At 59.8% G+C, this 26,480-nt stretch carries 21 protein-coding genes and 4 tRNA genes; 10 read left to right on the plus strand and 15 right to left on the minus strand.

The window, feature by feature from the left end:
• Window positions 1-4: 4 nt before the first annotated feature.
• The 9 genes from F6S08_RS19120 to F6S08_RS19160 all read right to left on the minus strand — a co-directional run bounded on the left by F6S08_RS19120 (window position 5) and on the right by F6S08_RS19160 (window position 7,295).
• On the minus strand, window positions 5-277 hold the full coding sequence (locus tag F6S08_RS19120; RefSeq protein ID WP_003174819.1) for an HU family DNA-binding protein: 273 nt from the start codon (window positions 275-277) through the stop codon (window positions 5-7).
• 149 nt (window positions 278-426) lie between these two features.
• The gene (gene lon / locus F6S08_RS19125) at window positions 427-2,823 is read right to left on the minus strand and encodes an endopeptidase La (protein WP_065927024.1); all 2,397 of its coding nucleotides are present in this window, start codon (window positions 2,821-2,823) and stop codon (window positions 427-429) included.
• Window positions 2,824-2,985: 162 nt separating this feature from the next.
• Window positions 2,986-4,269: an ATP-dependent Clp protease ATP-binding subunit ClpX gene (gene clpX / locus F6S08_RS19130; RefSeq protein WP_003238279.1), complete on the minus strand. Its 1,284-nt coding sequence runs from the start codon at window positions 4,267-4,269 to the stop codon at window positions 2,986-2,988.
• A 112-nt stretch (window positions 4,270-4,381) separates the two neighbouring features.
• Window positions 4,382-5,017, minus strand: coding sequence for an ATP-dependent Clp endopeptidase proteolytic subunit ClpP (gene clpP / locus F6S08_RS19135; RefSeq protein ID WP_003174822.1), 636 nt, complete (start codon window positions 5,015-5,017; stop codon window positions 4,382-4,384).
• 91 nt (window positions 5,018-5,108) lie between these two features.
• On the minus strand, window positions 5,109-6,419 hold the full coding sequence (tig, locus tag F6S08_RS19140; protein ID WP_315872165.1) for a trigger factor: 1,311 nt from the start codon (window positions 6,417-6,419) through the stop codon (window positions 5,109-5,111).
• Between the two features lie 398 nt (window positions 6,420-6,817).
• Window positions 6,818-6,893: transfer RNA gene (locus F6S08_RS19145), tRNA-His, on the minus strand.
• Between the two features lie 76 nt (window positions 6,894-6,969).
• Window positions 6,970-7,054, minus strand: a tRNA-Leu gene (locus tag F6S08_RS19150).
• A 56-nt stretch (window positions 7,055-7,110) separates the two neighbouring features.
• A tRNA-His gene (locus tag F6S08_RS19155) sits at window positions 7,111-7,186 on the minus strand.
• 32 nt (window positions 7,187-7,218) lie between these two features.
• Window positions 7,219-7,295 (minus strand) — tRNA-Arg (locus tag F6S08_RS19160).
• A gap of 275 nt (window positions 7,296-7,570) precedes the next feature.
• Between F6S08_RS19160 and folD the strand changes: the two genes are divergently transcribed.
• Together folD and pbpG are read left to right on the plus strand one after the other, a co-directional pair.
• Window positions 7,571-8,425, plus strand: coding sequence for a bifunctional methylenetetrahydrofolate dehydrogenase/methenyltetrahydrofolate cyclohydrolase FolD (gene folD / locus F6S08_RS19165; protein WP_065927023.1), 855 nt, complete (start codon window positions 7,571-7,573; stop codon window positions 8,423-8,425).
• Between the two features lie 208 nt (window positions 8,426-8,633).
• On the plus strand, window positions 8,634-9,557 hold the full coding sequence (gene pbpG / locus F6S08_RS19170) for a D-alanyl-D-alanine endopeptidase (RefSeq protein WP_065927030.1): 924 nt from the start codon (window positions 8,634-8,636) through the stop codon (window positions 9,555-9,557).
• Window positions 9,558-9,600: 43 nt separating this feature from the next.
• Here pbpG and F6S08_RS19175 read toward each other — a convergent pair whose 3' ends face one another.
• Window positions 9,601-10,263 carry a peptidase C39 family protein gene (locus tag F6S08_RS19175; protein WP_065948396.1) on the minus strand — a complete coding sequence of 221 codons (663 nt, stop codon included), beginning with the start codon at window positions 10,261-10,263 and terminating at the stop codon, window positions 9,601-9,603.
• A 211-nt stretch (window positions 10,264-10,474) separates the two neighbouring features.
• On the opposite strand from F6S08_RS19175, the gene F6S08_RS19180 reads away from it, so the two are divergent.
• Window positions 10,475-10,636: a hypothetical protein gene (locus F6S08_RS19180; protein WP_162844269.1), complete on the plus strand. Its 162-nt coding sequence runs from the start codon at window positions 10,475-10,477 to the stop codon at window positions 10,634-10,636.
• Here F6S08_RS19180 and F6S08_RS19185 read toward each other — a convergent pair.
• Entirely contained in the window at window positions 10,633-11,043 is a 411-nt protein-coding gene (locus F6S08_RS19185; RefSeq protein WP_065927021.1) for a hypothetical protein, read from the minus strand. The genes F6S08_RS19180 and F6S08_RS19185 overlap by 4 nt on opposite strands.
• Before the next feature lie 207 nt (window positions 11,044-11,250).
• Here F6S08_RS19185 and F6S08_RS19190 point away from each other — a divergent pair, with 207 nt between their 5' ends.
• The 3 genes from F6S08_RS19190 to F6S08_RS19200 are packed head-to-tail and all read left to right on the plus strand — an operon-like array spanning window position 11,251 to window position 17,033.
• Window positions 11,251-14,472: an efflux RND transporter permease subunit gene (locus tag F6S08_RS19190; protein ID WP_315872166.1), complete on the plus strand. Its 3,222-nt coding sequence runs from the start codon at window positions 11,251-11,253 to the stop codon at window positions 14,470-14,472.
• Entirely contained in the window at window positions 14,462-15,631 is a 1,170-nt protein-coding gene (locus tag F6S08_RS19195) for an efflux RND transporter periplasmic adaptor subunit (RefSeq protein ID WP_315872167.1), read from the plus strand. Before F6S08_RS19190 ends, F6S08_RS19195 begins: the two co-directional genes overlap by 11 nt.
• Window positions 15,615-17,033: an efflux transporter outer membrane subunit gene (locus F6S08_RS19200; protein ID WP_074843751.1), complete on the plus strand. Its 1,419-nt coding sequence runs from the start codon at window positions 15,615-15,617 to the stop codon at window positions 17,031-17,033. Before F6S08_RS19195 ends, F6S08_RS19200 begins: the two co-directional genes overlap by 17 nt.
• A 97-nt stretch (window positions 17,034-17,130) precedes the next feature.
• Here F6S08_RS19200 and F6S08_RS19205 read toward each other — a convergent pair whose 3' ends face one another.
• Window positions 17,131-17,583 carry a hypothetical protein gene (locus tag F6S08_RS19205; protein WP_315872168.1) on the minus strand — a complete coding sequence of 151 codons (453 nt, stop codon included), beginning with the start codon at window positions 17,581-17,583 and terminating at the stop codon, window positions 17,131-17,133.
• Window positions 17,561-17,944 carry a polymorphic toxin type 44 domain-containing protein gene (locus F6S08_RS19210; protein WP_065927017.1) on the minus strand — a complete coding sequence of 128 codons (384 nt, stop codon included), beginning with the start codon at window positions 17,942-17,944 and terminating at the stop codon, window positions 17,561-17,563. The genes F6S08_RS19205 and F6S08_RS19210 overlap by 23 nt, the downstream gene beginning before the upstream one ends.
• A gap of 369 nt (window positions 17,945-18,313) precedes the next feature.
• Between F6S08_RS19210 and F6S08_RS19215 the strand changes: the two genes are divergently transcribed.
• A complete protein-coding gene (locus F6S08_RS19215) occupies window positions 18,314-18,772 on the plus strand; it encodes an REP-associated tyrosine transposase (protein WP_315872169.1) in 459 nt (152 codons plus the stop codon).
• Between the two features lie 122 nt (window positions 18,773-18,894).
• Here the strand turns inward: F6S08_RS19215 and F6S08_RS19220 are convergent, their stop codons facing one another.
• Window positions 18,895-20,178, minus strand: coding sequence for a Zn-dependent hydrolase (locus F6S08_RS19220; RefSeq protein ID WP_074847220.1), 1,284 nt, complete (start codon window positions 20,176-20,178; stop codon window positions 18,895-18,897).
• A gap of 25 nt (window positions 20,179-20,203) precedes the next feature.
• On the minus strand, window positions 20,204-21,685 hold the full coding sequence (locus tag F6S08_RS19225; RefSeq protein WP_065948399.1) for an NCS1 family nucleobase:cation symporter-1: 1,482 nt from the start codon (window positions 21,683-21,685) through the stop codon (window positions 20,204-20,206).
• 591 nt (window positions 21,686-22,276) lie between these two features.
• Between F6S08_RS19225 and hydA the strand changes: the two genes are divergently transcribed.
• The 3 genes from hydA to preA all read left to right on the plus strand — a co-directional run bounded on the left by hydA (window position 22,277) and on the right by preA (window position 26,420).
• Window positions 22,277-23,716 carry a dihydropyrimidinase gene (gene hydA, locus F6S08_RS19230; protein WP_074847221.1) on the plus strand — a complete coding sequence of 480 codons (1,440 nt, stop codon included), beginning with the start codon at window positions 22,277-22,279 and terminating at the stop codon, window positions 23,714-23,716.
• A gap of 62 nt (window positions 23,717-23,778) precedes the next feature.
• The gene (locus tag F6S08_RS19235; protein WP_315872170.1) at window positions 23,779-25,146 is read left to right on the plus strand and encodes an NAD(P)-dependent oxidoreductase; all 1,368 of its coding nucleotides are present in this window, start codon (window positions 23,779-23,781) and stop codon (window positions 25,144-25,146) included.
• Window positions 25,146-26,420, plus strand: a complete 1,275-nt coding sequence (gene preA / locus F6S08_RS19240; RefSeq protein ID WP_065927011.1) for an NAD-dependent dihydropyrimidine dehydrogenase subunit PreA — start codon at window positions 25,146-25,148, stop codon at window positions 26,418-26,420. Before F6S08_RS19235 ends, preA begins: the two co-directional genes overlap by 1 nt.
• The last annotated feature ends 60 nt before the right edge of the window (window positions 26,421-26,480 follow it).

The raw sequence follows: 26,480 nt of genomic DNA on the forward strand, positions 1-26,480 counted from the left end.
AAGCTTAGTTAACCGCTTCTTTCAGGGCTTTACCGGCTTTGAAACCTGGTTTCTTGGCAGCAGCGATTTGCAGTGCTTTGCCAGTCTGTGGGTTACGGCCAGTGCGAGCTGGGCGGTCAGTCACAGAGAAAGTACCGAAGCCTACCAGTACCACGGAGTCGCCGGCCTTCAGAGCGCCAGTGACGGATTCGATTACTGCATCCAGCGCACGGCCGGCAGCAGCTTTCGGGATATCAGCGGATGCAGCGATAGCATCAATCAGTTCCGACTTGTTCACTCTAAGTCCCCTTATATATCTATTGAGTATGATTCTAAGTTTTTTGGTAAACAGCAAAAACCAGTGCTGAATGGCCTACAGACACTTAAGAGCCGCTTTATAACAAGGGCTCTAAAAAGCTGTCAAGGAAGCCCCCAGGCTTATTCACATTAATGCGTGCTAATTCTTTCCTTGGAATCAGACTCTCGTTTTTCGTCCTTTGCAACTATCTCCGGAACCACATCCGGCAAGGGCTCCGGCGCGTATTGCAGCGCAATTTGCAGGACCTCGTCAATCCATTTAACCGGTTTAATCTGAAGATCCTGCTTGATATTGTCAGGAATTTCCTTCAAGTCGCGAACATTCTCTTCAGGAATGATCACAGTCTTGATGCCACCGCGGTGTGCAGCCAGCAATTTCTCTTTCAGGCCACCAATGGCCAATACCTGGCCACGCAGGGTGATTTCCCCGGTCATCGCAACATCGGCGCGCACCGGTATGCCGGTCAATGCCGAAACCAGGGCCGTGCACATGCCTACGCCAGCGCTCGGACCATCCTTCGGTGTAGCCCCTTCCGGCATGTGGATGTGGGTGTCGTGCTTCTCGTGGAAGTCCAGGGGGATCCCCAGGCTCCTGGCGCGGCTGCGCACCACGGTCTGCGCGGCGGTAATGGATTCGACCATCACGTCACCGAGGGAGCCGGTCTTGATCAACTGGCCCTTGCCGGGGATCACCGCAGCTTCGATGGTCAGCAATTCGCCGCCCACCTGGGTCCACGCCAGGCCAGTCACCTGCCCTACCTGATCCTGCTGTTCTGCCAGGCCGTAACGGAATTTACGCACACCCAGGAAGTGCTCAAGAGCGTCGGCCGAGACCTTCACCGAGAAGCGTTTTTCCAGCGCGTGCTCCTTGACCGCCTTGCGGCAAATCTTCGCGATCTGGCGCTCAAGGCCCCGGACACCGGCCTCGCGAGTGTAGTAGCGCACGATGTCGCGGATCGACTCGACGTCGAATTCGATCTCGCCCTTCTTCAGGCCATTGGCCGAAATCTGCTTGGGCGCGAGGTATTTGACGGCGATATTGATCTTCTCGTCTTCGGTGTAACCCGGCAGACGAATCACCTCCATCCGGTCCAGCAATGCCGGCGGGATGTTCATGGAGTTGGAGGTGCACAGGAACATTACGTCGGACAGGTCGTAGTCGACCTCCAGGTAATGGTCGTTGAAATTGTGGTTCTGCTCAGGGTCGAGCACTTCCAGCAAGGCCGATGCCGGATCGCCACGCATGTCGCTGCCCATTTTGTCGATTTCATCGAGCAGGAACAGCGGGTTGCGCACACCCACCTTTGTCATTTTTTGAATCAATCTTCCTGGCATCGAACCGATGTAAGTCCGGCGATGGCCACGAATTTCCGCCTCATCGCGCACACCACCGAGGGCCATGCGCACGAATTTACGGTTGGTGGCATTGGCGATGGACTCGGCCAGGGAGGTTTTACCTACCCCAGGCGGGCCAACCAGGCACAACACCGGGCCACGAATCTTCTTCACGCGCTTCTGCACGGCGAGGTATTCGAGGATGCGCTCTTTGACTTCTTCAAGGCCATAGTGGTCGGCATCAAGGATATCTTCGGCACGGGCCAGGTCCAGGCGTACCTTGGTCTGGGCCTTCCACGGCACCTGCACCAGCCAGTCGATGTACGAGCGCACCACGGTGGCTTCGGCCGACATCGGCGACATTTGCTTGAGCTTGTTCAACTCGGCGGTGGCTTTGGCCAGGGCGTCTTTCGGCAGGCCGGCAGCATCGATGCGCTTTTTCAGCTCTTCGATTTCGTTGTGGCCTTCCTCGCTGTCGCCGAGCTCCTTCTGAATGGCCTTCATCTGCTCATTCAGGTAGTACTCGCGCTGGCTGCGCTCCATTTGTTTTTTGACCCGACCCCGGATGCGCTTCTCGACCTGGAGCAGGTCGATCTCGGCATCCAGCAACGCCAGCACGTGTTCGACACGGGCCGACAGGTCAATGATTTCGAGGATGTCCTGCTTCTGCTCGATCTTCAGCGCCATGTGCGCGGCCATGGTGTCGACCAGGCGGCTTGGCTCATCGATGCTATTGAGGGAAGACAGGACTTCAGCCGGGACTTTCTTGCCCAACTGCACGTACTGCTCGAACTGCGAGAGCAGGCTGCGCACAAACACTTCGGACTCGCGCTCAGGGGCCTCGACTTCGTCGATCAGCACCACTTCGGCGCGCAGGTGGCCGTCCACCTCCATGAAACGCTCTACCGCACCGCGCTGCTCGCCTTCCACCAGCACCTTGACGGTGCCATCGGGCAGCTTGAGCAGTTGCAGGACAGTGGCAATGGTGCCGACGCGATACAGGGCATCTTCGCCTGGATCATCATCGGCAGGATTTTTCTGGGCCAACAGCAGGATCTGCTTGTCGCCCGTCATCGCGGCCTCGAGGGCTTCGATAGACTTCTCGCGCCCCACGAACAGCGGGATAACCATGTGCGGATAGACGACGACATCACGCAACGGCAGGAGAGGCAATTCGATGGTTGTCTTCATGATTTCGCCTCTATGACAGTTGAAAAATAAGCTTGAAACCAAGATGGGGGCTGCGTGTAAAAAAAACAAGCTCAATGCTGGCAGTTACACGCAGTAAAAATCCTTATGAAAAACAAAGGAGCCCCTAGAGGCCCCTTCGTTTGTACCAAAACTGCGAAACGCTTACGCGTCTGGCGCAGCCTTGGCAGTCGGCTCACTGTTTTCGTAGATATACAGTGGCTTGGACTTACCTTCTATAACGCTTTCGTCGATCACCACTTTACTCACCTCGGACTGCGAGGGGATTTCGTACATGGTGTCGAGCAATACACCTTCGAGGATCGAACGCAGGCCACGTGCACCGGTCTTGCGCTCCAGTGCCCGCTTGGCCACCGATTTGAGCGCGTCGGTACGGAACTCGAGGTCCACACCTTCCATCTCGAACAGCTTGGCGTATTGCTTGGTCAGGGCGTTTTTCGGTTCGGTGAGGATCTGAATCAGAGCCGCCTCATCCAACTCGTCCAACGTGGCCAGGACCGGCAGACGGCCAACGAATTCCGGGATCAGACCGAACTTGACCAGATCGTCAGGCTCGACTTCACGCAGGGACTCGCCCACCTTCTTGCCTTCTTCCTTGCTGCGCACTTCTGCACTGAAACCGATGCCGCCACGGGTAGACCGTTGCTGAATAACCTTCTCCAGGCCGGAGAATGCACCGCCACAGATAAACAGGATGTTGCGCGTATCAACCTGAAGGAATTCCTGCTGCGGGTGCTTGCGGCCGCCTTGTGGCGGTACGGAAGCAACCGTGCCTTCGATCAGTTTCAACAGGGCCTGCTGCACGCCTTCACCGGAAACGTCCCGAGTGATCGACGGGTTGTCGGACTTGCGCGAGATCTTGTCGATTTCGTCGATGTAGACAATACCCATCTGGGCCTTCTCTACGTCGTAGTCGCACTTCTGCAGCAGTTTCTGAATGATGTTCTCGACATCTTCGCCCACGTAGCCAGCCTCGGTGAGGGTGGTGGCGTCAGCGATGGTGAACGGAACGTTCAGCAGGCGAGCGAGGGTTTCTGCAAGCAGGGTCTTACCCGAGCCTGTAGGACCGATCAGCAAGATGTTGCTCTTGCCGAGTTCGACTTCGTCGCCTTTCTTGTCACGCTGGTTCAAGCGCTTGTAGTGGTTGTATACCGCTACGGCCAGAACCTTCTTTGCACGCTCTTGACCAATCACATACTGATCAAGGATGCCGCTGATTTCTTTAGGCGAAGGCAATTTATGCGCGCTGCTTTCGGCCTGGGCTTCCTGCACCTCCTCACGGATGATGTCATTGCACAGGTCGACGCACTCGTCGCAGATAAAGACCGAGGGGCCGGCAATCAATTTGCGCACTTCATGCTGGCTTTTGCCACAGAAGGAGCAATAGAGCAGCTTGCCGTTGTCCTCGCCGTTGCGGGTGTCAGTCATTCGTTCGATCCAAATCCGATAGGCTTGCAACACAAGATGAAGGCTTATGCGGGCTTTTTCAAGCCCGCAGATGATCGGGAAACCCGACCAGCCCTATTTTGAGCGGCTTATATTAAGCGGGGCGCTTTTCGATCACTGCGTCGATCAACCCATATTCACGTGCGGCTTCGGCGCTCATGAAGTTGTCACGGTTGGTGTCGCGCTCGATTTCTTCCAGGGTGTGCCCGCTGTGCTTGGCCATCAGCGTGTTGAGACGTTCGCGGATGAAGAGGATTTCCTTGGCGTGGATTTCGATGTCCGACGCCTGGCCCTGGAAACCGCCCAGTGGCTGGTGAATCATCACGCGCGAGTTCGGCAGGCAGTAACGCTTGCCCTCGGCACCTGCGGTCAGCAGGAACGCGCCCATGCTGCAGGCCTGGCCAATGCAGGTAGTCGATACGTTCGGCTTGATGAACTGCATGGTGTCGTAGATCGACATGCCCGCTGTCACCGAACCGCCCGGCGAGTTGATGTAGAGATGGATGTCCTTGTCCGGGTTTTCCGCTTCAAGGAACAGCAGTTGCGCACAGATCAGGTTGGCCATGTAGTCCTCTACCGGGCCCACCAGAAAGATCACTCGCTCCTTGAGCAGGCGCGAGTAGATGTCGTAGGCGCGTTCGCCACGAGCGGACTGCTCGACAACCATCGGGACCAGGCCGCCTGCGGCCTGGATATCAGAGTTCTGCTGAATATAGGAATTACGGAACATGCTCTGCAGTTACTCCCAAATAGTCATGTCTTGAAAACGCATAAGCCAGCGCGAGGCTGGCTTATGGTTGAATTTCCAACGAGTTGGACAATCAGTCGGCTTGTGCTGCTTCCGCCGGCTTGACTGCTTCTTCGTAAGAGACCGCTTTATCGGTCACCTTAGCCTTCTGCAGAACAGTATCCACAACTTGTTCTTCCAGCACAACCGAACGTACTTCGTTCAGCTGCTGGTCGTTCTTGTAGTACCAGGACACGACCTGCTCAGGCTCCTGGTAGGCCGAAGCCATTTCCTGGATCATTTCGCGGACGCGATCTTCGTCAGGCTTGAGGTCGAACTGCTTGACCACTTCAGCCACGATCAGACCCAGCACCACACGGCGCTTGGCTTGCTCTTCGAACAGCTCGGCCGGCAGCTGGTCTGGCTTGATGTTGCCGCCGAACTGCTGGACAGCCTGTACGCGCAGGCGATCCACTTCGTTGGACAGCAGGGCCTTAGGCACTTCGATCGGGTTGGAGGCCAGCAGACCGTCCATGACCTGGTTCTTGACCTTGGACTTGATAGCCTGGCGCAGCTCGCGCTCCATGTTCTTGCGAACTTCGGTGCGGAAGCCTTCGATACCGGTTTCCTTGATGCCGAACTGATTGAAGAATTCTTCGTTCAGCTCTGGCAGCTTAGGCTCGGAAACGCTGTTGACGGTCACGGTGAACTCGGCGGCTTTGCCAGCCAGGTCCAGGTTCTGGTAGTCAGCAGGGAATTCCAGGTTCAGGACCCGCTCTTCGCCAGCCTTGGCGCCAACCAGGCCGTATTCGAAGCCAGGAATCATGCGGTTGGAACCCAGCACCAGCTGAGTACCCTTGGCGGAGCCGCCAGCGAATGCTTCGCCGTCAACCTTGCCAACGAAATCGATGTTCAACTGGTCTTCGTTCTGGGCAGCACGGTCGACCACTTCGAAACGGGTGTTCTGCTTGCGCAGGATTTCCAGCATGTTGTCCAGGTCCGAATCAGCCACTTCGGCGCTCAGGCGCTCGATAGCGATACCGTCGAAACCGGCCACTTCGAACTCGGGGAACACTTCGAATACGGCAACGTATTCCAGGTCCTTGCCCGCTTCCAGGGACTTGGGTTCGATCGAAGGCGAACCAGCCGGGTTCAGCTTTTGCTCAACCACTGCTTCGTAGAAAGAAGCCTGGATCACGTCACCGACGGCTTCATTGCGTGCATCAGCACCAAAACGGCGCTTGATTTCGCTCATTGGCACTTTGCCTGGACGGAAACCAGCGATCTTGGCCTTTTGGGCAGTCTGCTGCAGACGCTTGTTGACCGCAGTCTCGATGCGCTCAGCCGGCACGGTGATGCTCATGCGGCGCTCGAGAGCAGTAGTATTTTCAACAGAAACTTGCATGGATATTCCTCGTTGCACAGACGTTAGCCGGCCATTTCCGACCCCAATCAAGGGCATGCATTCTAGTGGGTCAAACTCAAGAAGTCACCCTACTGGAAATACGCCCGTAAACAGCCGGCAATTTATCGATACGAAGGCACTGTCGCGCCCCGCCCCGGTGACAAATAAAGCCAATCACGCCAGGGCTCTGCGCCGCCCCTTCTATATATAGAAGGGGTCGTCGCTCATCTCCCTGACGCCCACCCCGCAGTGAGGGCAGATAGACAACGCAGTATCATCGAGACACATAAATACGATGAAACGCACCGCCATCGCGACCCAGAACCTGCAGCCACGACAATCCGAACCGCCAAAACCAAAAAAGGCGCCAGACTGTTAAATCTGGCGCCTTTCGAATATGGGGTGGACGAAGGGGATCGAACCCTCGACAACGGGAGTCACAATCCCGTGCTCTACCAACTGAGCTACGCCCACCATATTGCGTTAACAAAGAAACCAAACCACTTCTTTGTCGAGCCCTACCCTGCGTATAGACCGAGTAAAGCTTTATTGGTGCGGATGAAGAGACTCGAACTCTTACGCCTTGCGGCGCTGGAACCTAAATCCAGTGTGTCTACCAATTCCACCACATCCGCGCTTGAAGCTCTTAAAGCAAAGGCGCCAGACGGTTAATCTGGCGCCTTTCAAAATATGGGGTGGACGAAGGGGATCGAACCCTCGACAACGGGAGTCACAATCCCGTGCTCTACCAACTGAGCTACGCCCACCATATAGCGCTACTTGTGCCAAAGCTGCCTAATGGCGCACCCGGCAGGACTCGAACCTGCGACCATCCGCTTAGAAGGCGGATGCTCTATCCAGCTGAGCTACGGGCGCCTTATTAATCTGTACTCTTGGAGGATTACAAACTAAGTGCTTCCAGCCTTGCAGAACAACGATTCTGCTCGACCTTCTTAACCAGTGCTAGGCTGTGCCCGACAAGTGCGACGAATAGTATAGAGGGCCTGGAAACCCGTCAAATCTTTTTTGAAAAAAATTCATTTTATTTAAGGGGTTAGGCCAATTTGCGGACCAAGCGCCTTTGCCCTCACGCCGTGGCGTGCGAGAATGCGCGCACTTTTCCTCCCCCTCTCGATGGTTAATCACGCGTAATGACTGCACAACTTATCGACGGCAAATCAATCGCCGCCAGCCTGCGCCAGCAGATCGCCAAACGAGTCACCGAGCGCAGCCAGCAAGGCTTGCGCACGCCTGGCCTCGCGGTGATCCTGGTCGGCAGCGATCCTGCCTCTCAGGTTTATGTCTCGCACAAGCGTAAAGACTGTGAAGAGGTCGGCTTTCTTTCCAAGGCCTACGACCTGCCTGCCGACACCACCCAGCAGGCCCTGACCGACCTGATCGACAGCCTCAACGACGACCCGGCGATGGACGGCATCCTCCTGCAATTGCCATTGCCCGCGCACCTGGACGCGTCCAAGTTGCTCGAGCGCATCCGCCCTGACAAAGACGTCGACGGTTTCCATCCCTATAACGTCGGCCGCCTGGCCCAGCGTATCCCGCTGCTGCGCCCGTGCACGCCCAAAGGCATCATGACCCTGCTGGAAAGCACCGGTGTCGACCTGTACGGCCTCGATGCCGTCATCGTCGGCGCGTCCAACATCGTGGGCCGCCCCATGGCCATGGAGTTGCTGCTGGCCGGTTGCACCGTCACCGTGACCCACCGTTTCACCAAGGACCTCGCAGGCCACGTTGGCCGTGCCGACCTGGTCGTCGTGGCCGCCGGCAAGCCGGGCCTGGTCAAGGGCGAATGGATCAAGGAAGGCGCCATCGTCATCGACGTGGGCATCAACCGCCAGGAAGACGGCAAGCTGGTCGGCGACGTGGTGTATGAAACCGCCCTGCCCCGCGCTGGCTGGATCACCCCGGTGCCGGGTGGCGTTGGCCCGATGACCCGTGCCTGCCTGCTGGAAAATACCCTGTACGCCGCAGAAACCCTGCACGGTTAATAACCAGTCGTACTGAAAAAGCCCTGCCTTATCGCAGGGCTTTTTATTGCCCGGAAGAAAACCTGTTTTTTCTTAGTTTTTAAGCACTTTCGTCTGGTTTTAGAAGAACATTCGACAGTCCGTCGTCCATACTCCTAAAATGTAACGCCATTTGTCACAGAACCCGTTTCCCAACGGTATTTCTTACTTTTTTAGCGAGTTCATCCGCGTGAAAATTCGTCTTTCCATTGTCAGCCTATTTTTTGCTTTCACCGGCACCTTTGCACACGCTGCCGACTCCGCCCTGGCGCCGCGGGATCCATCCAAACTGCAGATCGCTTCCGGCAGCGCCATGCTGGTGGACCTGCAAACCAACAAGGTCATCTACGCCAGCAACCCCGACGTGGTGGTGCCTATCGCCTCGGTGAGCAAACTGATGACGGGCCTGATCGTGCTTGAAGCCAAGCAGAACATGGACGAGTACATCGACATCAACATCACCGACACGCCGGAGATGAAAGGCGTGTTCTCCCGCGTGAAGATCGGCAGCCAGATGCCGCGCAAGGAGATGTTGCTGATTGCCCTGATGTCCTCGGAAAACCGCGCCGCCGCGAGCCTGGCGCACCACTATCCGGGCGGCTACGCGGCCTTTATTGCCGCGATGAACGCCAAGGCCAAGGCCCTGGGCATGACCAGCACCCATTATGTCGAGCCCACCGGCCTGTCGATCCACAACGTGTCCACCGCCCGCGACTTGAGCAAGCTGCTGGCCTACGCGCAAAAATTTCCGATGCTGAGCCAGTTGAGCACCACCAAGGAAAAGACCGTAGCGTTCCGCAAGCCCAACTACACCCTGGGTTTCTCCAATACCGACCACCTGATCAACCGCGCCAACTGGGATATCAAGCTGACCAAGACCGGTTTCACCAACCAGGCCGGTCATTGCCTGGTGCTGGTCACCCGCATGGGTAATCGTCCGGTGTCGCTGGTGATCCTGGATGCTTTCGGCAAATTCACCCACTTTGCCGATGCCAGCCGTATCCGTAACTGGGTCGAGACCGGCAAGGGCGGCTCGGTGCCGGACGTCGCTCTGCGCTACAAGGCTGACAAGAACCTGAAGAACCGCGCGAATGCCGCCGAAGTCCGCCGCTAAGGAACACCGAGAACTCATTTAGGAGGGGCTCGCCCCTCCCATTTTATTTGTGTTCCGCCAACACCTTGAGCGCCTGCGCCGCCGCCCGCTCCTGCCCGGCCTGGGCCGTTGCGTTCGCCGAGTCCCGCCAGCGCTGCGCATCCACATTGGCCGGCAACTGGCTCGGGCGCTGAGTGAGGATTGCCCAGTGCCCGGCACTGCTCCACTTCGACTCAAAGTCGCTGAAGCTCATCAGCAGGCGTCGGTCCATGCCTGAACGCAACAGCACCGTGCTTTTCTGCTGGTTGAAACCCACCACGACCACGTAGCGCGCGTCAGACAACAGGCCGCCGCCAATCCGCGCCATCACCGGGTAACCCGCCGCCACCTGCGCCAGTACCGCGGTCAGCTTGGCATCCAGCGGGTACACCATCAGCCCGTACTCACGGGCCAGCACCTGCATGTTGCGCTCCAGGTCCGCTTCCCCGCCCGGCAAATGCAACGGTTTATCCAACAAGCCCGGTGTCATCACAATGCCTTGTTGCGACAGCATGCTGGCTAACGCTGTAGGACCACTCTGATAAGCCTCGCTGCGAAAGGTCGGCACACCATTGAGTTCGACACGTTCCGGCAGGCCCGGAAGTTTCGACGGCTGCCCGGAACAGGCCGCGAGCCCCAGGGCACAGGCCAGCAACAAGGATGTTTTAAGGTTCGACCGTAACCGCAATTTTTTACTCTCTTGATCAACTGCCGGTGAGGGCCCTGATCATAGGACGCTCTGCCACGCGGGTATAGCCCACAGGCTCAGTAAAGCGTCGCGGATAGAGCAAACGAGTTGGACGAACACGACCATTGGTCAATAGCAGGCAACCGCCGGGTAGCTAGACTGTCCATTGAGAAGACTGTGTGTGCCCCCTGCGGGGCGAAAGGAGGCCAAAATGAGCCTTGCAACAACGATTTTCCTGTTGATCTGCGGTTGGCTGGCGGTAGCCGGCGCCATGTTGTGGGGGGTGTTGCGCATTACTCGCCGGCACCATCACCCCCACGTCAAACCTGCGGCACCCGCCAAGCCCCATAGAGCGGCGGTGCACCACGCCTAGCCAGGCATGCAATTGAAATCCTGAGTCGCTGCGACTTCCTTACCGTGCCCGTCCATCAGGGATGCGCGCACGGTGGTGCCCAGGCTCGACTCCACCAGGGTGTAATGCTCACCCGCCTTGAAATCCTTGTACTCGACCCGACCCTGGCAGTCCTGCTGGTTGTCGTCGCCTGCCTCTTCCTCGAACAACGTCACGTCCAGGCGGTGATCCCCGGGGGTCACCTCGAAAAAGCGCCCGTCGTCGACACGCTTGCCGTCCACACGTTCGGCCATCAGGTCGTTCGGCGCTTCTTCTTTCAAGCCGATCCAGGCTTCGCTGGGGTCCGCCTTGGGAATCGGGCCGGCACAGGCCGACAACAACAAAACAGCCCCCAGGGCGGGGATCAACAATAAAGGTTTGAGTGACATGGCAGGGCTCCAAAGAACATCAGTTAAAAGACAAGTCGTCCGATGGGATGCAAGCTTGGGCAGCCACGCCCTGTAGAACAAATGAATCCATATGAAACGATCTTCAGCCCTTACCTAAATGTTCCTTCACCTGACTGAAAGGCGCGTGTTAGGTGGGTCGGGCAAGACTGCCGGGGTTTGCAATCCTGCTCCCTCGGAGGTTCACGCATGCTCGGGCTGGTAAAGACCGCACTGCAAAAGCCGTACACGTTTATCGTGTTGGCCATATTCATCTGCATCATCGGGCCGATGGCGGCCCTGCGAACCCCCACCGACGTGTTTCCCGATATCGGCATCCCTGTGGTCGCTGTGGTCTGGCAGTACAACGGCCTGTCACCGGACGCCATGGCCGGCCGGGTGATCTACACCTATGAACGCTCCCTGAGTACCACCGTCAACGACATCGAACATATCGAATCGCAATCCCTGCCCGGCATGGGCATCGTGAAGATTTTCTTCCAGCCCGGCGTCGACATCCGCACCGCCAACGCCCAAGTGACCGCCGTGTCACAAACCGTGCTCAAGCAGATGCCACCGGGCATCACGCCGCCGCTGATCCTCAACTACAGCGCCTCCACGGTGCCGATCCTGCAAATGGCGTTCTCCAGCACCACGCTGTCGGAAGCCAAAATTCGCGACCTGGTGCAGAACAATATCCGCCTGCCCCTCAGCGCCCTGCCCGGCCTGGCCATGCCCACGCCGATGGGTGGCAAGCAGCGGCAGATCACCCTCGACCTCGACCCCCAGGCGTTGGCGGCCAAAGGCTTGTCGGCCCAGGATGTGGGCAATGCCCTGGCGCTGCAGAACCAGATCATCCCGGTGGGCACCGCCAAACTCGGCCCCAATGAATACACGATCCTGCTCAACAACAGCCCCAAGGCCATCGATGAGCTCAACGACCTGCCGATCAAGACCGTCGACGGCGCGCTGATCACCATCGGCCAGGTCGCCCACGTGCGCGACGGTTCGCCGCCGCAGACCAACATCGTGCGCGTCGACGGCCATCGAGCGGTGCTGATGCCGGCGTTGAAAAACGGCAGCATTTCCACCCTGTCGATCATCGACGGTATCCGCCAGATGCTGCCGCGCATCAACGAAACCCTGCCGCCGTCATTGAAGACCTCGTTGCTGGGCGACGCCTCGGTATTCGTCAAGCAATCGGTGGGCAGCGTGGCCCAGGAAGGCATCATCGCCGCGCTGCTGACCAGTGCGATGATCCTGCTGTTCCTCGGCAGCTGGCGCTCCACGATCATTATCGCGGCGTCAATTCCCCTGGCGGTGCTGTCGGCCATTGCGTTGCTGGCGGTCAGCGGGCAGACCCTCAACGTCATGACCCTCGGCGGGCTGGCGTTGGCGGTGGGGATCCTGGTGGACGACGCCACGGTGACCATCGAAAACATCAACTGGCACCTGGAACAAGGCAAGGCGGTGAAGACCGCGATCCTCGACGGCGCCGCGCAAATTGTCGGCCCGGCGTTCGTCTCGCTGCTGTGCATCTGCATCGTGTTCGTGCCGATGTTCCTGCTGCAAGGCATCGCCGGTTATCTGTTCCGGCCGATGGCGCTGGCGGTGATCTTCGCCATGGCCAGCTCATTCATTCTTTCGCGCACCCTGGTGCCGACGCTGGCGATGTTCCTGCTCAAGCCGCACACGCCGGAGCCAGGCGTGGGGCACCATCCCGAAGATGCATTCATCAACCACCATGAGGGCGAGCAGCACCCGAAACCGCGCAATGCCGCACTGCAAGCGGTGCTGAATTTCCAGCAGGGTTTCGAGCGTCACTTCTCGAATATCCGCGACACCTACCACGGCCTGCTGACCTTGGCCCTGGGCAATCGCAAGGGTTTTATCGTCGGTTTCCTGGCCTGTGTGCTCGCCTCATTCCTGCTGTTGCCAAGCCTGGGCCAGGACTTTTTCCCGGCGACGGATGCCGGTGCGCTGGCCCTGCATGTGCGCCTGCCGCTGGGCACGCGCATCGAAGAAAGCGCCGCCGCCTTCGACCGCATCGAAGCGCGGATCCGTGAAGTGATCCCTTCCGAAGAGCTGGACACCATCGTCGATAACATTGGCATTCCGCTCAGCGGCATCGACATGGCCTACAGCAGCAGCGGCACCATCGGCCCGCAGGATGGCGACATCCAGGTCAGCCTGAAAAAGGGCCATGCGCCCACCGCCGACTACGTGAAGAAACTGCGTGAAGCGCTGCCGCAGAGTTTCCCTGGCAGCCACTTTGCGTTCCTGCCGGCGGACATCAGCAGCCAGATCCTCAACTTCGGTGCGCCGGCGCCGCTGGACGTAAAAATCTCCGGGCGCAGCGATGCAGAAAACCGCGCCTATGCCGTCGAGTTGGAACGTCGCCTGCAACACGTGCCCGGTATCGCCGACCTGCGCATCCAGCAGTCCACCGGCTACCCGTCGCTGCAGGTGAATGTCGACCGCATGCGCGCCAACGGCCTGGGCATTACCGAGCGGGACGTGACCAACAGCATGGTGGCGTCGCTGGCCGGCAGTTCGCAGACCGCGCCGACCTTCTGGCTCAACCCGGCCAACGGCGTGTCCTATTCCATTGTCGCCGCCACCCCGCAATACCGCCTCGACAGCCTGCCGTCACTGGAAGCGCTGCCCGTCACCGGTGCCGATGGGCAGTCGCAGATCCTCGGCGGCGTGGCAACCATCTCCCGCGTGCAAAGCCCGGCGGTGGTGACCCACTACAACATCGAACCGACCCTGGACCTGTACGCCAACGTGCAGGGCCGCGACCTCGGCGGCGTAGCCCGCGACGTGCAAAAGGTGCTGGATGACACCGCGCATCTGCGTCCCAAAGGCGCGACGATCAGCCTGCACGGACAGATCGATGCGCTGCATGAAGCCTTCAGCGGCTTGAGCCTTGGCCTGCTGGGTGCGGTGGTGCTGATCTACCTGCTGATCGTGGTCAACTTCCAGTCGTGGGCCGACCCATTCGTCATCATCACCGCGTTGCCGGCGGCGCTCGCAGGCATCGTGTGGATGCTGTTCCTCAGCGGCACCTCCTTGTCGGTGCCGGCACTCACCGGCGCCATCCTGTGCATGGGCGTGGCCACGGCCAACTCGATCCTGGTGGTGAGCTTCTGCCGTGAACGCCTGGCCGAACATGGTGATGCGTTGAAAGCCGCCATGGAGGCCGGTTACACGCGCTTCCGCCCGGTGTGCATGACCGCCCTGGCGATGATCATCGGCATGTTGCCCCTGGCGATTTCCGAGGAGCAGAACGCCCCGCTCGGGCGCGCCGTCATCGGCGGTTTGATCTTCGCCACCCTCGCCACATTGTTGTTTGTTCCCGTGGTCTTCAGCCTGGTCCACGGTCGTCACCCTACTCGCGCAGTTGCAGGAGAAACCCCACATGTCGTCTGATCACAAACCCTCGCGCAAGCGTCTGATGCTCATGGGTGTCGGCGGCCTGACCCTGGCCGCCCTGTTGGTCGCCAACGGCCTGCATGCCCGTACGCTGCACGAACAATCGGTCACGGCCTGGACCGAGACCGCCGCCATCCCGCACGTGATGGTGTTCCAGCCCAGGCAGAATGTGGCCGGCGATACCTTGCGCCTGCCGGCGCACCTGGAAGCCTGGAGCAAGGCGCCGATCCACGCCAGGGTCAGCGGTTACCTGAAGGATTGGAAAGTCGATATCGGCAGCCACGTCAACGCCGGGCAAGTCCTCGCGGAAATCGACAGCCCCGACCTTGATCAACAGTTGGCGCAGACCCATGCACGCCTGGTGCAGGAACAGGCCAACGCACGCCTGGCCGAAACCACCGCCACGCGCTGGCAAAACCTGCTGGCCAGCCATTCGGTATCGCGCCAGGAGGCCGATGAAAAAACCTCCAATGCCGCTGCCGCCAAGGCCAACGCCGAGGCCGCCGCTGCCGACTACGCCCGGCTGTCGGCGCTGGAAAGCTACAAGACCCTTCGCGCCCCGTTCGCCGGCACCATCACCGCGCGCAACACCGATATCGGCCAGCTGATCAAGGCCGACACCGACAGCGATCCGGAACTGTTCGACATTGCCGACACCCATCAATTGCGCCTCTATGTACCGGTGCCGCAGAACTACGCAGCGGTCATCCATCCCGGCCTTGAAGCCGAGCTGACCGTGCCCGAGCACCCCGGCAAGCATTTCAAGGCGCGCCTGATCGGTGACTCCACCGCCATCGACCGCCGCTCCGGCACCCTGCTCGCCCAGTTCGTCGCCGACAACCCCGACGGCGAACTGCTGCCCGGTGATTATGCCGAAGCCACCTTGCCGATTCCGGCCGATACCCATGGTGTGAGTATCCCGGCCAGCGCGCTGATCTTCCGCGCCCAGGGCACCCAGGTGGCGGTGTTGGACGGGCAGAACCATGTGCACCTGCAGGCCATCCATATCGGCCTCGACCTGGGCGAACGCCTGGTGATCGACCAGGGCTTGAAACCCGCCGACCGCATCGTCGACAACCCGCCCGATGCCCTGCGCGAAGGTGATCCCGTGCAACTCGCCGATGCCTCCGGAGGTGCGCATGCGCATAAGGCTTAAACCGCTCGCCGCATTGACGCTGCTGGTCTTGCAGGGTTGCTCGATGGCGCCGACCTACAAGGTGCCGGCGATCGACCTGCCGGCCAACTACCGCGAACAGACCAGCGATGGGCCCTGGCACAGCGCCCAGCCCTCCGACCAACTGGCGCCCGAATGGTGGAAGCTCTACAACGATTCGCGCCTGAATGACCTGCAACAGCAGCTGCTCAAGGCCAACCCGGACCTGGCGGCGGCGCTGGCGCACTTCGACGCTTCCCAGGCGTATGCCAGCCAACTGCACGCAGGCCTGTTCCCGCAAATCAGCGCCAGCGCGCAACCGCTGCGCCAGCGGCAATCGGATTCGCGACCGTTGCGGGGGGATACGCAACCGTCGGTGTACAACAGCAACATCGCGGGCTTTTCGTTGAGCTATGACCTGGACCTGTGGGGCAAAATCCGCAACCAGGTCGCGGCCGGCGATGCCCAGGCGCAAGCGTCCGGGGATGACCTGGCGGTGGCACGCCTGAGTTTGCAGCGTCAGTTGGCGACCTTGTACGTGCAGCTCAATGGGCTGGATGCACAGAGCCGGATTCTCACTCGCTCGCTGGATGATTTCAGCCAGGCATTGCAATTGACCCGCAGCCGCTACGAGGGCCAGATAGCCTCGGAGCTGGACCTGACCCGTGCGCAAAATCAACTGGCGCAGGCCAGGGCGCAATTGGATGAAGTGCGTGGGCAACGCAACCTCACCGAGCACGCCATCGGCGAGTTGGTGGGTGTGGCAGCCAGCGACTTTACCTTGCCGCCCGGCCAGCAACTGATCGCCCTGCCGGGAATTCCGTCGCAGTTGCCAAGCCACCTGTTGCAACGTCGCCCGGATATTGCAGCGGCAGAGCGACGGGTGTTTGCGGCCAACGCAAATATCGGCGTGGCCAAGGCGGCGTGGTATCCGGACTTCAGCTTGACCGGGTTGATTGGCGGGCAGACACAAGGCGTCGGCAATCTGCTGTCGGCGGGTAATCGGTATTGGGCACTGGGCCCGTTGGTGAACCTGCCGATTTTCGACGGTGGCCGCTTGAGCGCCAATGAACGCCAGGCCAAGGCCGAGTTTGAAGAGGCGTCGGCGCAGTACCGTAGCCAGGTGCTGAAGGCCGTGCGCGAGGTGGAAGATAACTTGGCGCAACTACGGGATTTGCAGCAGGAAGCGCAGGATGAACAGGCGGCGGCGGATGCGGCGCAGCATACGCAATCATTGGCGATGAACAGCTATCAGGCGGGGGCGGTGAGTTACCTGGATGTGGTGACCGCGCAGACCGCGGCGTTGCAGGCGCAGCGGACATTGCAGGCGGTGCAGACGCGGCAGTTGCAGGCCAGTGTAGGACTCGTGACCGCACTCGGCGGCGGCTGGCAACCTGGCGCCTGACATCGCCCCAAGGCACAGTTCAGGCTAAATGCAGGAAAGAGCTTGCCCCCGATGGCGGTGGCTCAGTCAACCACCACTGACTGAGCCACCGCACATTTCAGCCCTCTGGCCGACTATTAAGAAAAACACTCACCACTGTGTAATCACTACCATTGGCATGCCGATACAGGGTACTGCTGTGATAGTCGGATACATCCCCCGACACCGAAACCGCAATCGAACGGCTCTCGACATCAACTTTTACCGCCCCGTCACGCGTAACTAGAAACGGATTGGCATCTTTCAATACAGCCAATATTTCACTATCGGTTCCCAAGGTGCGGTAAACGTAATATCGGTAACTGAACGGCACAGTGGCCCCTCCGCGATCATCCTTGACGCCATAGATCGAAGCGTCATCACTGATCGGCACGCGGAGTACAACCTCCGTCAATTGCGGACGGCCCGGCGAGAGCAGCCAATCACCAGCGATATACACCAAGCAAAGCGCCAGCAAGATCGTTGTGACCGTTGAATAAAGCGACTTTCTAGTAGTTCCTGAACCTGGCATAGCTGATTCCTTTCTTGATCCAATATTGGTCGACTGGATCGTCACCGAAAGGCGCATCCCCCCACCAACGACCAAACTCGGGTTTATCCGTACCCGCTCTGGTTTGAGCAAGTCCCGCTGCGCGTAAAAGCACTTCCTCGCTGAAACCCGCCGCAATCCCCACCGCACCATAGTGAAAATTTCCAAACGCTTCATATTCTTTGGAAATTTGCTTGTAGTCCCACGGGCCGCGATTGCGGACCTGAGTATAAAACCAAGAGTACATAAACGCTGAACCGGCTTTCAGTACATTCTTTTTATGAAAAGCGGTGGCCATATTTTCGTCAACCGATACACCAGGCGGGGGTATAGGGTTCGCCATTGCATGCTTCCTCTGCATTAGGTTTTTGCGCGGCAGAACCTAACACCAGATAGCCAAGATGATGAGCGAGGAGAAGAACAAAAGAGACTTCGTACAAAGGAGTAAGACATGCCTTACACCACAGCCTCAAAACAAGGTACTTCCACGTCCAATGAGGTTTCGGCAGCGTCAGTTCCGGCCTCATCGGGAGCAAGCCCCCTCCCACACTGGTCCCACGTCAGACACACAATGTATGAACACCGCTGAGCCAATGTGGGAGGGGGCTTGCCCCCGATCGCGACCGTCCAGACACATCCTGCCAAAAGCCCGCCCATCAACCTCTTGCTCTCCAATCTAGCCTCTCTAAGCACATCTAGAGAGGGCCAGGGAATGGCAGATTTACCCGCTTCACACCGCCTGCGCATCGGTCGATTCAGCGACCCCAACCGCATCTACCTCATCACCACCAACACCCACGAACGCATACCGATATTCGACAATTTCCAACTCGCTCGCCTGGTGGTCTGGCAATTTCGGTTAGCCCAGTACCAAGGGCTGGCCAACTCCCTGGCATGGGTCATCATGCCGGACCATTTCCATTGGCTGCTTGAACTGAAAAAAGGCTCGCTGGCGGACTTGATGTGCCAGGTGAAGTCAAAAAGCACCAGGACCGTCAATGCTGTGAGTGGTCGCAAAGGACGGCTTTGGCAAGAAAGCTTTCATGACCGGGCACTGCGCAAGGAAGATGACTTGGTGAACATGGCCCGGTATGTGGTGGCTAATCCATTGCGAGCGGGTCTGGTCGAGCGGATTGGCGACTACCCACTGTGGGATGCCATCTGGGTTTAACGTCAAACACAGTTCAAATGTGGGAGGGGGCTTGCTCCCGATTGCGGTAGGTCAGTCAACTTATCTGTAACTGATACACCGCTATCGGGAGCAAGCCCCCTCCTACATTTTTTACCCGCATTTCAAGCCGCGAGTTTGCCGCTGGCGATGGCGGCTGAAGCGGCCACCATGGCCCGCAACAACACCGCACACCCCGCCGCCAGGTCATCCGGGGCGGCGTTCTCGATTTCGTTGTGGCTGATGCCCCCTTCACACGGCACAAAGATCATCCCCGCCGGCCCCAACTCGGCGACGAAAATCGCGTCGTGCCCTGCCCCGCTGACGATGTCCATGTTCGACAAGCCCAGCCCATTGGCCGCATCGCGCACGGCGTCCACACAGCCTTTGTCGAAGTACAGCGGCGGGAAGTCAGCCGTGGGTTCCATTTCAAAACTCAGCCCATGCTTGGCGCAGGTCTCGTCAATCACCTGGCGCACCTGGGCAATCATCGAATCCAACCGCGCTGGTTCCAAGTGACGGAAGTCCAGGGTCATGCGCACTTCGCCCGGAATGACGTTGCGTGAACCGGGATACGCCTGCAGGCAACCGACGGTCCCGCACGCATGGGGCTGATGCCCCAACGCCGCCGCATTGACCGCCGCCACCACCGCTGCCGCGCCTACCAGGGCGTCCTTGCGCAGGTGCATCGGCGTCGGCCCCGCATGGGCCTCGACACCGCGCAGTTTCAGGTCGAACCACTTCTGCCCAAGGGCGCCGAGCACCACGCCGATGGTCTTTTTCTCATCCTCCAGAATCGGCCCTTGTTCGATATGCGCCTCGAAATACGCACCGACCTTGTGTCCACACTCGGGACGGGTTCCCGCGTAGCCAATCGCATTCAGCGCGTCACCCACGCTGACCCCATCCGCATCGACCTTGGCCAAGGTATCCGCCAGGGTGAATTTCTTGGCAAATACCCCCGAGCCCATCATGCACGGCGGGAAGCGCGAGCCTTCCTCGTTGGTCCACACCACCACTTCCAAGGGCGCCTCGGTTTCGATCTTGAGGTCATTGAGCGTACGCAGCACCTCCACGCCCGCCAGCACACCGAAACAGCCATCGAACTTGCCGCCCGTAGGCTGTGTGTCGATATGGCTGCCGGTCATCACCGGCGGCAGGTCGGGATTACGCCCAGGGCGGCGCGCAAAGATATTGCCGATGCCGTCGACGGTCACGGTGCAACCGGCGTCTTCGCACCATTGCACAAACAGGTCGCGGGCCTTGCGGTCGAGGTCGGTGAGCGCCAGGCGGCACACGCCGCCCTTGGGGGTGGAACCGAGTTTGGCCAGGTCCATCAACGACTGCCACAAGCGGTCGCGATTGATGTGCTGGTGGGGCGATTGCAGAACGTCGAGGGCAGCGTTCATGGGGATCTCCTCAGGCTTGTATTTCTTATGAATTGACAACCACCGGGCTGGCTCCACGCCTGGCATTCAGGCCGTAATACAACAACCCGCCCAACGCCGAACCGGTAAACCAGCCGTAGCTATAGAACCAGCTGAACGCATCACTGCCCAGGGACAGCAAGGTCAGCACCACCGGCACACCGAAGGCGATAAAACCGCTCCAGTTCCACGCCGGGTACACGTCGTCGCGGTACAGGCCGGCCAGGTCCAGTTGTTGTTTGCGGGTGATGAAGTAGTCCACCACCATGATCCCGGCAATCGGCCCCAACAGGCTGGAATAGCCCAGCAACCAGTTGGAATACACGGTTTCCAGGCTCACATCCGAGACGATCAAGCCGAGTTTTTTCAGCAGTTCATGGCCCATCAACGCCAAGCCCACCAACCCGGTGAGGATCACCGCCGTGGTGCGGTTGATCAGCTTGGGCGCGATGTTCTGGAAGTCGTTGGTGGGCGAGACGATGTTCGCGGCGGTGTTGGTGGACAAGGTGGCGACGATGATCAGCGCCATGGCCACGGCCACCCACACAGGGCTCTGGATATGCCCGATCAGCGTCACCGGGTCGGACACGCTGACGCCCACCAGTTTCACCGACGCGGCGGTCATGATCACGCCGAGGGCGGCGAACAGGAACATGGTCAGTGGCAGGCCGAAGATCTGCCCGAGGATCTGGTCCTTCTGGCTTTTGGCGTAGCGGCTGAAGTCGGGAATATTCAGCGACAAGGTGGCCCAGAAGCCCACCATCGCGGTCAGGCCGGCCATGAAGTAACCGGTAAGGCTCGCGCCCTCCGGACGCTTGGGCGGGATTGCCATCAGTTCGCTGAGAGACACATTCGGCATCGCCCACACCAGCAGGCCAATGCCCACCGCCACCAGCAACGGCGCCGACAGGGTTTCCAGGCGCTTGATCGACTCGGCGCCGCGCAGCACCACCCATAAATTCAGGCACCAGAACATCATGAAGCCGATCACTTCACCAGTGCCGCCGAGGGACTTCCACCCCTCGAAAATCGAGCCCAGGAACAGGTGAATCGCCAGCCCGCCAAACATCGTCTGGATCCCGAACCAGCCGCACGCCACCAGCGCGCGGATCAGGCACGGCACGTTAGAGCCGAGGATGCCAAAGGACGAACGCAACAACACCGGGAACGGAATGCCGTACTTGGTACCGGGGAAGGCGTTAAGGGTCAGGGGGATCAGCACCACGATATTGGCGAGCAAAATCGCCATCAGCGCCTCGCCCACCGACAACCCGAAATACGCGGTGAGCACACCGCCCAGGGTGTACGTGGGCACGCAGATCGACATGCCGACCCACAGCGCGGTGATGTGCCACTTGTTCCAGGTGCGTTCGTGCACCTTGGTCGGTGCCATGTCGTGGTTGTAGCGAGGGCTGTCGAGGACGTCGGGGCCGGCGTCGAGTTCGTACAGGCCGTTGCGCTCAATGACTTGCGATCTGTTCTGTTGCATGGCCGCTCCACGGTTTTTTCGAATTATTGTTGCTCACTCCGCGCTGAACGCAGGGTGGCCGGAGTACCTCGTAAACAACATGACATCACGGGCCCGGCCAGCCGCCACTGCACTCAATAACCGTGCCGACAACCGCTCTTGAACCCGCACCGCTTATATAACTCGCTGATGTTAATCAGCTTTCCGATTGTGCCTGCGGTACTTGCCGCGATACTCAGGCTAAATAACGCGCCAATTATCCGAATGGTCAGGACTCAATCTGGTGCACCACAATTATTTTTATTGACCGACCCCGTCAAGAGGCATGTCTCAAGCGTCTGATTTGCAATAAGAAATGTTGCTCATATTGGGAACCTGTCAAGTGCGTCAAAATGGTGAGAGACCGCTACATTTTGGTGATTTTGTATTTTTATTCTTATAAATCAATAGATTAAATACGATATAAGCTTATAAAAAATCTTCTTGCTCAATCGAAAAACTCGGTCTAGTTTCTATTCCTGTCACCGATGACAGGAATTAACCGACCATCGGCGCGTAGCCATACAACACTTAGAACTGGCACAAGCCGGTCAAGCCTGTGAGGAACTCGACATGTCGCTGTTGATCCGTGGCGCCACCGTTATTACCCATGATGAAAGTTACCGCGCCGATGTTTTATGCGCAGGCGGTCTGATTCGCGCCATTGGCACGGACCTGGATATTCCCGCCGGCACTGAACAACTCGACGGCAGCGGACAATATTTGATGCCCGGCGGCATCGATCCCCATACCCATATGCAACTGCCCTTCATGGGCACCGTGGCCAGTGAAGATTTCTTCAGCGGCACGGCGGCGGGTTTGGCGGGGGGCACTACGTCGATTATCGACTTCGTGATTCCCAACCCGCAGCAATCGCTGATGGAAGCGTTCCATCAGTGGCGGGGCTGGGCGGAAAAATCCGCGTCCGACTATGGCTTTCACGTAGCAATCACCTGGTGGAGCGAGCAGGTGCGCGAGGAAATGGCCGAGCTGGTCAGCCACCACGGCATCAACAGCTTCAAGCATTTCATGGCCTACAAGAACGCGATCATGGCGGCCGACGATACCCTGGTGGCCAGCTTCGAACGCTGCCTGGAACTCGGCGCCGTGCCCACCGTGCATGCGGAAAACGGCGAGCTGGTGTACCACCTGCAACGCAAACTGATGGCCCAGGGCATCACCGGGCCGGAAGCACACCCGCTGTCGCGCCCGTCCCAGGTGGAAGGCGAAGCGGCCAGCCGCGCGATCCGTATCGCCGAGACCATCGGCACGCCGCTGTACCTGGTGCACGTGTCCACACAGGAAGCGCTGGATGAAATCACCTACGCCCGGGGCAAGGGCCAGGCGGTCTACGGCGAAGTGCTCGCCGGCCACCTGCTGCTGGACGACAGCGTCTACCAGCACCCCGACTGGCAAACCGCCGCCGGCTACGTGATGAGCCCGCCGTTCCGCCCGCGCGGGCATCAGGAAGCGCTGTGGCGTGGCCTGCAATCGGGCAACCTGCACACCACCGCCACCGACCACTGCTGCTTCTGCGCCGAGCAAAAAGCCGCCGGGCGTGACGACTTCAGCAAGATCCCCAACGGCACCGCCGGTATCGAAGACCGCATGGCGCTGCTGTGGCACGAAGGGGTCAATACCGGGCGCCTGTCGATGCAGGAGTTCGTCGCGCTGACCTCCACCAACACCGCGAAGATCTTCAACCTCTACCCACGCAAAGGCGCGATCCGCGTGGGTGCGGATGCCGACCTGGTGCTGTGGGACCCCGAGGGTACGCGGACCATCTCCGCCAAGACCCATCACCAGCAAGTCGACTTCAACATCTTCGAAGGCAAGACCGTGCGCGGCGTGCCGAGCCACACCATCAGCCAGGGCAAGCTGGTCTGGGCCGATGGCGACCTGCGCGCCGAGCGCGGGGCCGGGCGCTATGTGGAACGGCCGGCGTATCCGTCGGTGTTCGAACAGTTGAGCAAGCGGGCGGAGCATTCCAGGCCGGTTGCTGTGAAGCGCTGAGACCGCCAGGCAACAAAAATGCCCACTTAGAGGCAATCCAAAAAAACCGTGAGGCCCACACCGTGATCCAGACCCTGACCCACCTCCCCCATCCCCATGAAGACGGGGCCACCCTCGCCAGCCATTTCACCGACCTGGCGCCGCCGCTCAACGCGCGCCAGGCCCAACTGGAAGCCTCGCGCTGCCTGTATTGCTACGACGCCCCTTGCGTGAACGCATGCCCCAGCGAAATCGACATCCCGTCGTTCATCCGCAATATCCACACCGACAACGTCCAGGGCGCCGCGCAGAAAATCCTCTCGGCCAACATCCTCGGCGGCAGCTGCGCGCGGGTCTGCCCAACGGAGATCCTCTGCCAGCAAGCCTGCGTGCGTAACAACGCCGAAGAATGCGCGCCGGTGCTGATCGGTCTGTTGCAACGCTACGCCATCGATAACGCCCACTTCAGCGAACACCCGTTCCAGCGTGCCGCCTCCACCGGCAAACGCATCGCCGTGGTCGGCGCAGGTCCCGCAGGGCTGGCCTGTGCCCATCGTGCCGCTGTGCACGGGCATGACGTGGTGATCTTCGAAGCGCGGGAAAAAGCCGGCGGCCTGAATGAATACGGGATCGCCAAGTACAAACTGGTGGATAATTTCGCCCAGAAGGAACTGGATTTCCTCCTGCAGATCGGCGGCATCGAAATCCGCCATGGCCAGCGCCTGGGCGACAACCTCACGCTGAGCGAACTGCACCAGCAATTCGATTCGGTGTTCCTCGGCCTGGGCCTGGCGGCCAGCAAGCAACTCGGTCTACCCCATGAGGACGCCCCCGGCCTGCTCGCCGCCACCGACTATATCCGCGAACTGCGCCAGGCCGATGACCTGACTCAACTGCCCCTGGCCGACCGCTGCATTGTGCTCGGCGCCGGCAATACCGCCATCGACATGGCCGTGCAAATGGCCCGGCTCGGTGCCCGTGATGTGAACCTCGTCTACCGCCGTGGCCTGGCCGACATGGGCGCCACCCACCATGAGCAGGACATCGCCAAGGCCAATCAGGTGCGCCTGCTGACCTGGGCCCAACCCGAAGCAGTCCTGCTCGACGACCAGGGCCACGTACGCGGCATGCGCTTCGCCCGCACCCGCCTGGAAAACGGCCGCCTGCAATCCACCGGAGAAACCTTCGAACTGGCCGCTGATGCCATCTTCAAGGCCATCGGCCAGGGCTTCGACAACGACGCTTTGCACGATCCCCTGGCGCAACAGCTGCACCGCGTCGGCGAGCGTATCTTCGTCGACGAACAGCTGCGCACCAGCATCCCTGGGGTCTACGCCGGCGGTGACTGCGTCAGCCTCGGCCAGGACCTCACCGTGCAGGCGGTGCAACACGGCAAGCTGGCCGCCGAAGCCATGCACGCCCAACTCATGCTGAATGTGGAGGCTGCGTAATGGCCGATCTCTCGATTGTGTTCGCCGGTATCAAGGCCCCCAACCCATTCTGGCTGGCCTCCGCGCCGCCCACCGACAAGGCCTACAACGTGGTGCGTGCGTTTGAAGCGGGCTGGGGCGGCGTGGTGTGGAAGACCCTGGGTGAAGACCCGGCGGCGGTCAATGTGTCATCGCGCTACTCGGCGCACTACGGCGCCAACCGTGAAGTGCTGGGCATCAACAATATCGAACTGATCACCGACCGTTCCCTGGAGATCAACCTGCGGGAAATCACCCAAGTCAAAAAGGACTGGCCCGACCGCGCGCTGATCGTGTCGCTGATGGTGCCCTGCGTGGAGGAATCCTGGAAAAACATCCTGCCCCTGGTGGAAGCCACCGGCTGCGACGGTATCGAGCTGAACTTCGGCTGCCCCCACGGCATGCCCGAACGCGGCATGGGTGCGGCGGTGGGCCAGGTGCCGGAGTACGTGGAACAGGTGACGCGCTGGTGCAAGACCTATTGCTCGCTGCCGGTGATCGTCAAGCTCACGCCGAATATCACCGACATCCGCGTGGCGGCACGGGCAGCGTATCGCGGCGGTGCGGACGCGGTGTCGCTGATCAACACCATCAACTCCATCACCAGCGTGGACCTGGAACGCATGGTCGCCCTGCCGATGGTCGGCACCCAGAGCACCCACGGCGGTTACTGCGGCTCGGCGGTCAAGCCGATTGCCCTGAACATGGTTGCCGAAATCGCCCGTGACCCGCAGACCCAAGGCCTACCGATCTGCGGGATCGGCGGCATCGGCAACTGGCGCGACGCCGCGGAATTCGTCGCCCTCGGTTGCGGCGCGGTGCAGGTGTGCACGGCGGCGATGCTGCATGGTTTTCGCATCGTGGAAGAGATGAAGGATGGGCTGTCGCGATGGATGGACAGCCAGGGCTACACCAGCCTGCAAGAATTTTCCGGGCGTGCGGTGGGCAACACCACGGACTGGAAGTACCTGGACATCAATTACCAGGTGATCGCCAGGATCGACCAGGCGGCGTGCATTGGCTGTGGGCGTTGCCATATTGCCTGTGAGGACACCTCGCACCAGGCCATCGCCAGCCTGAAACAGGCGGACGGCACGCATAAATACGAAGTGATCGATGACGAGTGCGTGGGCTGCAACCTGTGCCAGATCACCTGCCCGGTGGCGGATTGCATCGAGATGGTGCCCATCGACACGGGCAAGCCGTTTTTGAATTGGACGCAGGATCCGAGGAATCCTTACCGGGAAGCGGTGTAGGCCTTCAGGCCGCTATCGGGGGCTTGCCCCCGATGAGCATGGGTATCTACACAACTTCCA

This window comes from Pseudomonas sp. JV449 (genome assembly GCF_032424295.1).
Lineage (GTDB): Bacteria > Pseudomonadota > Gammaproteobacteria > Pseudomonadales > Pseudomonadaceae > Aquipseudomonas > Aquipseudomonas marginalis.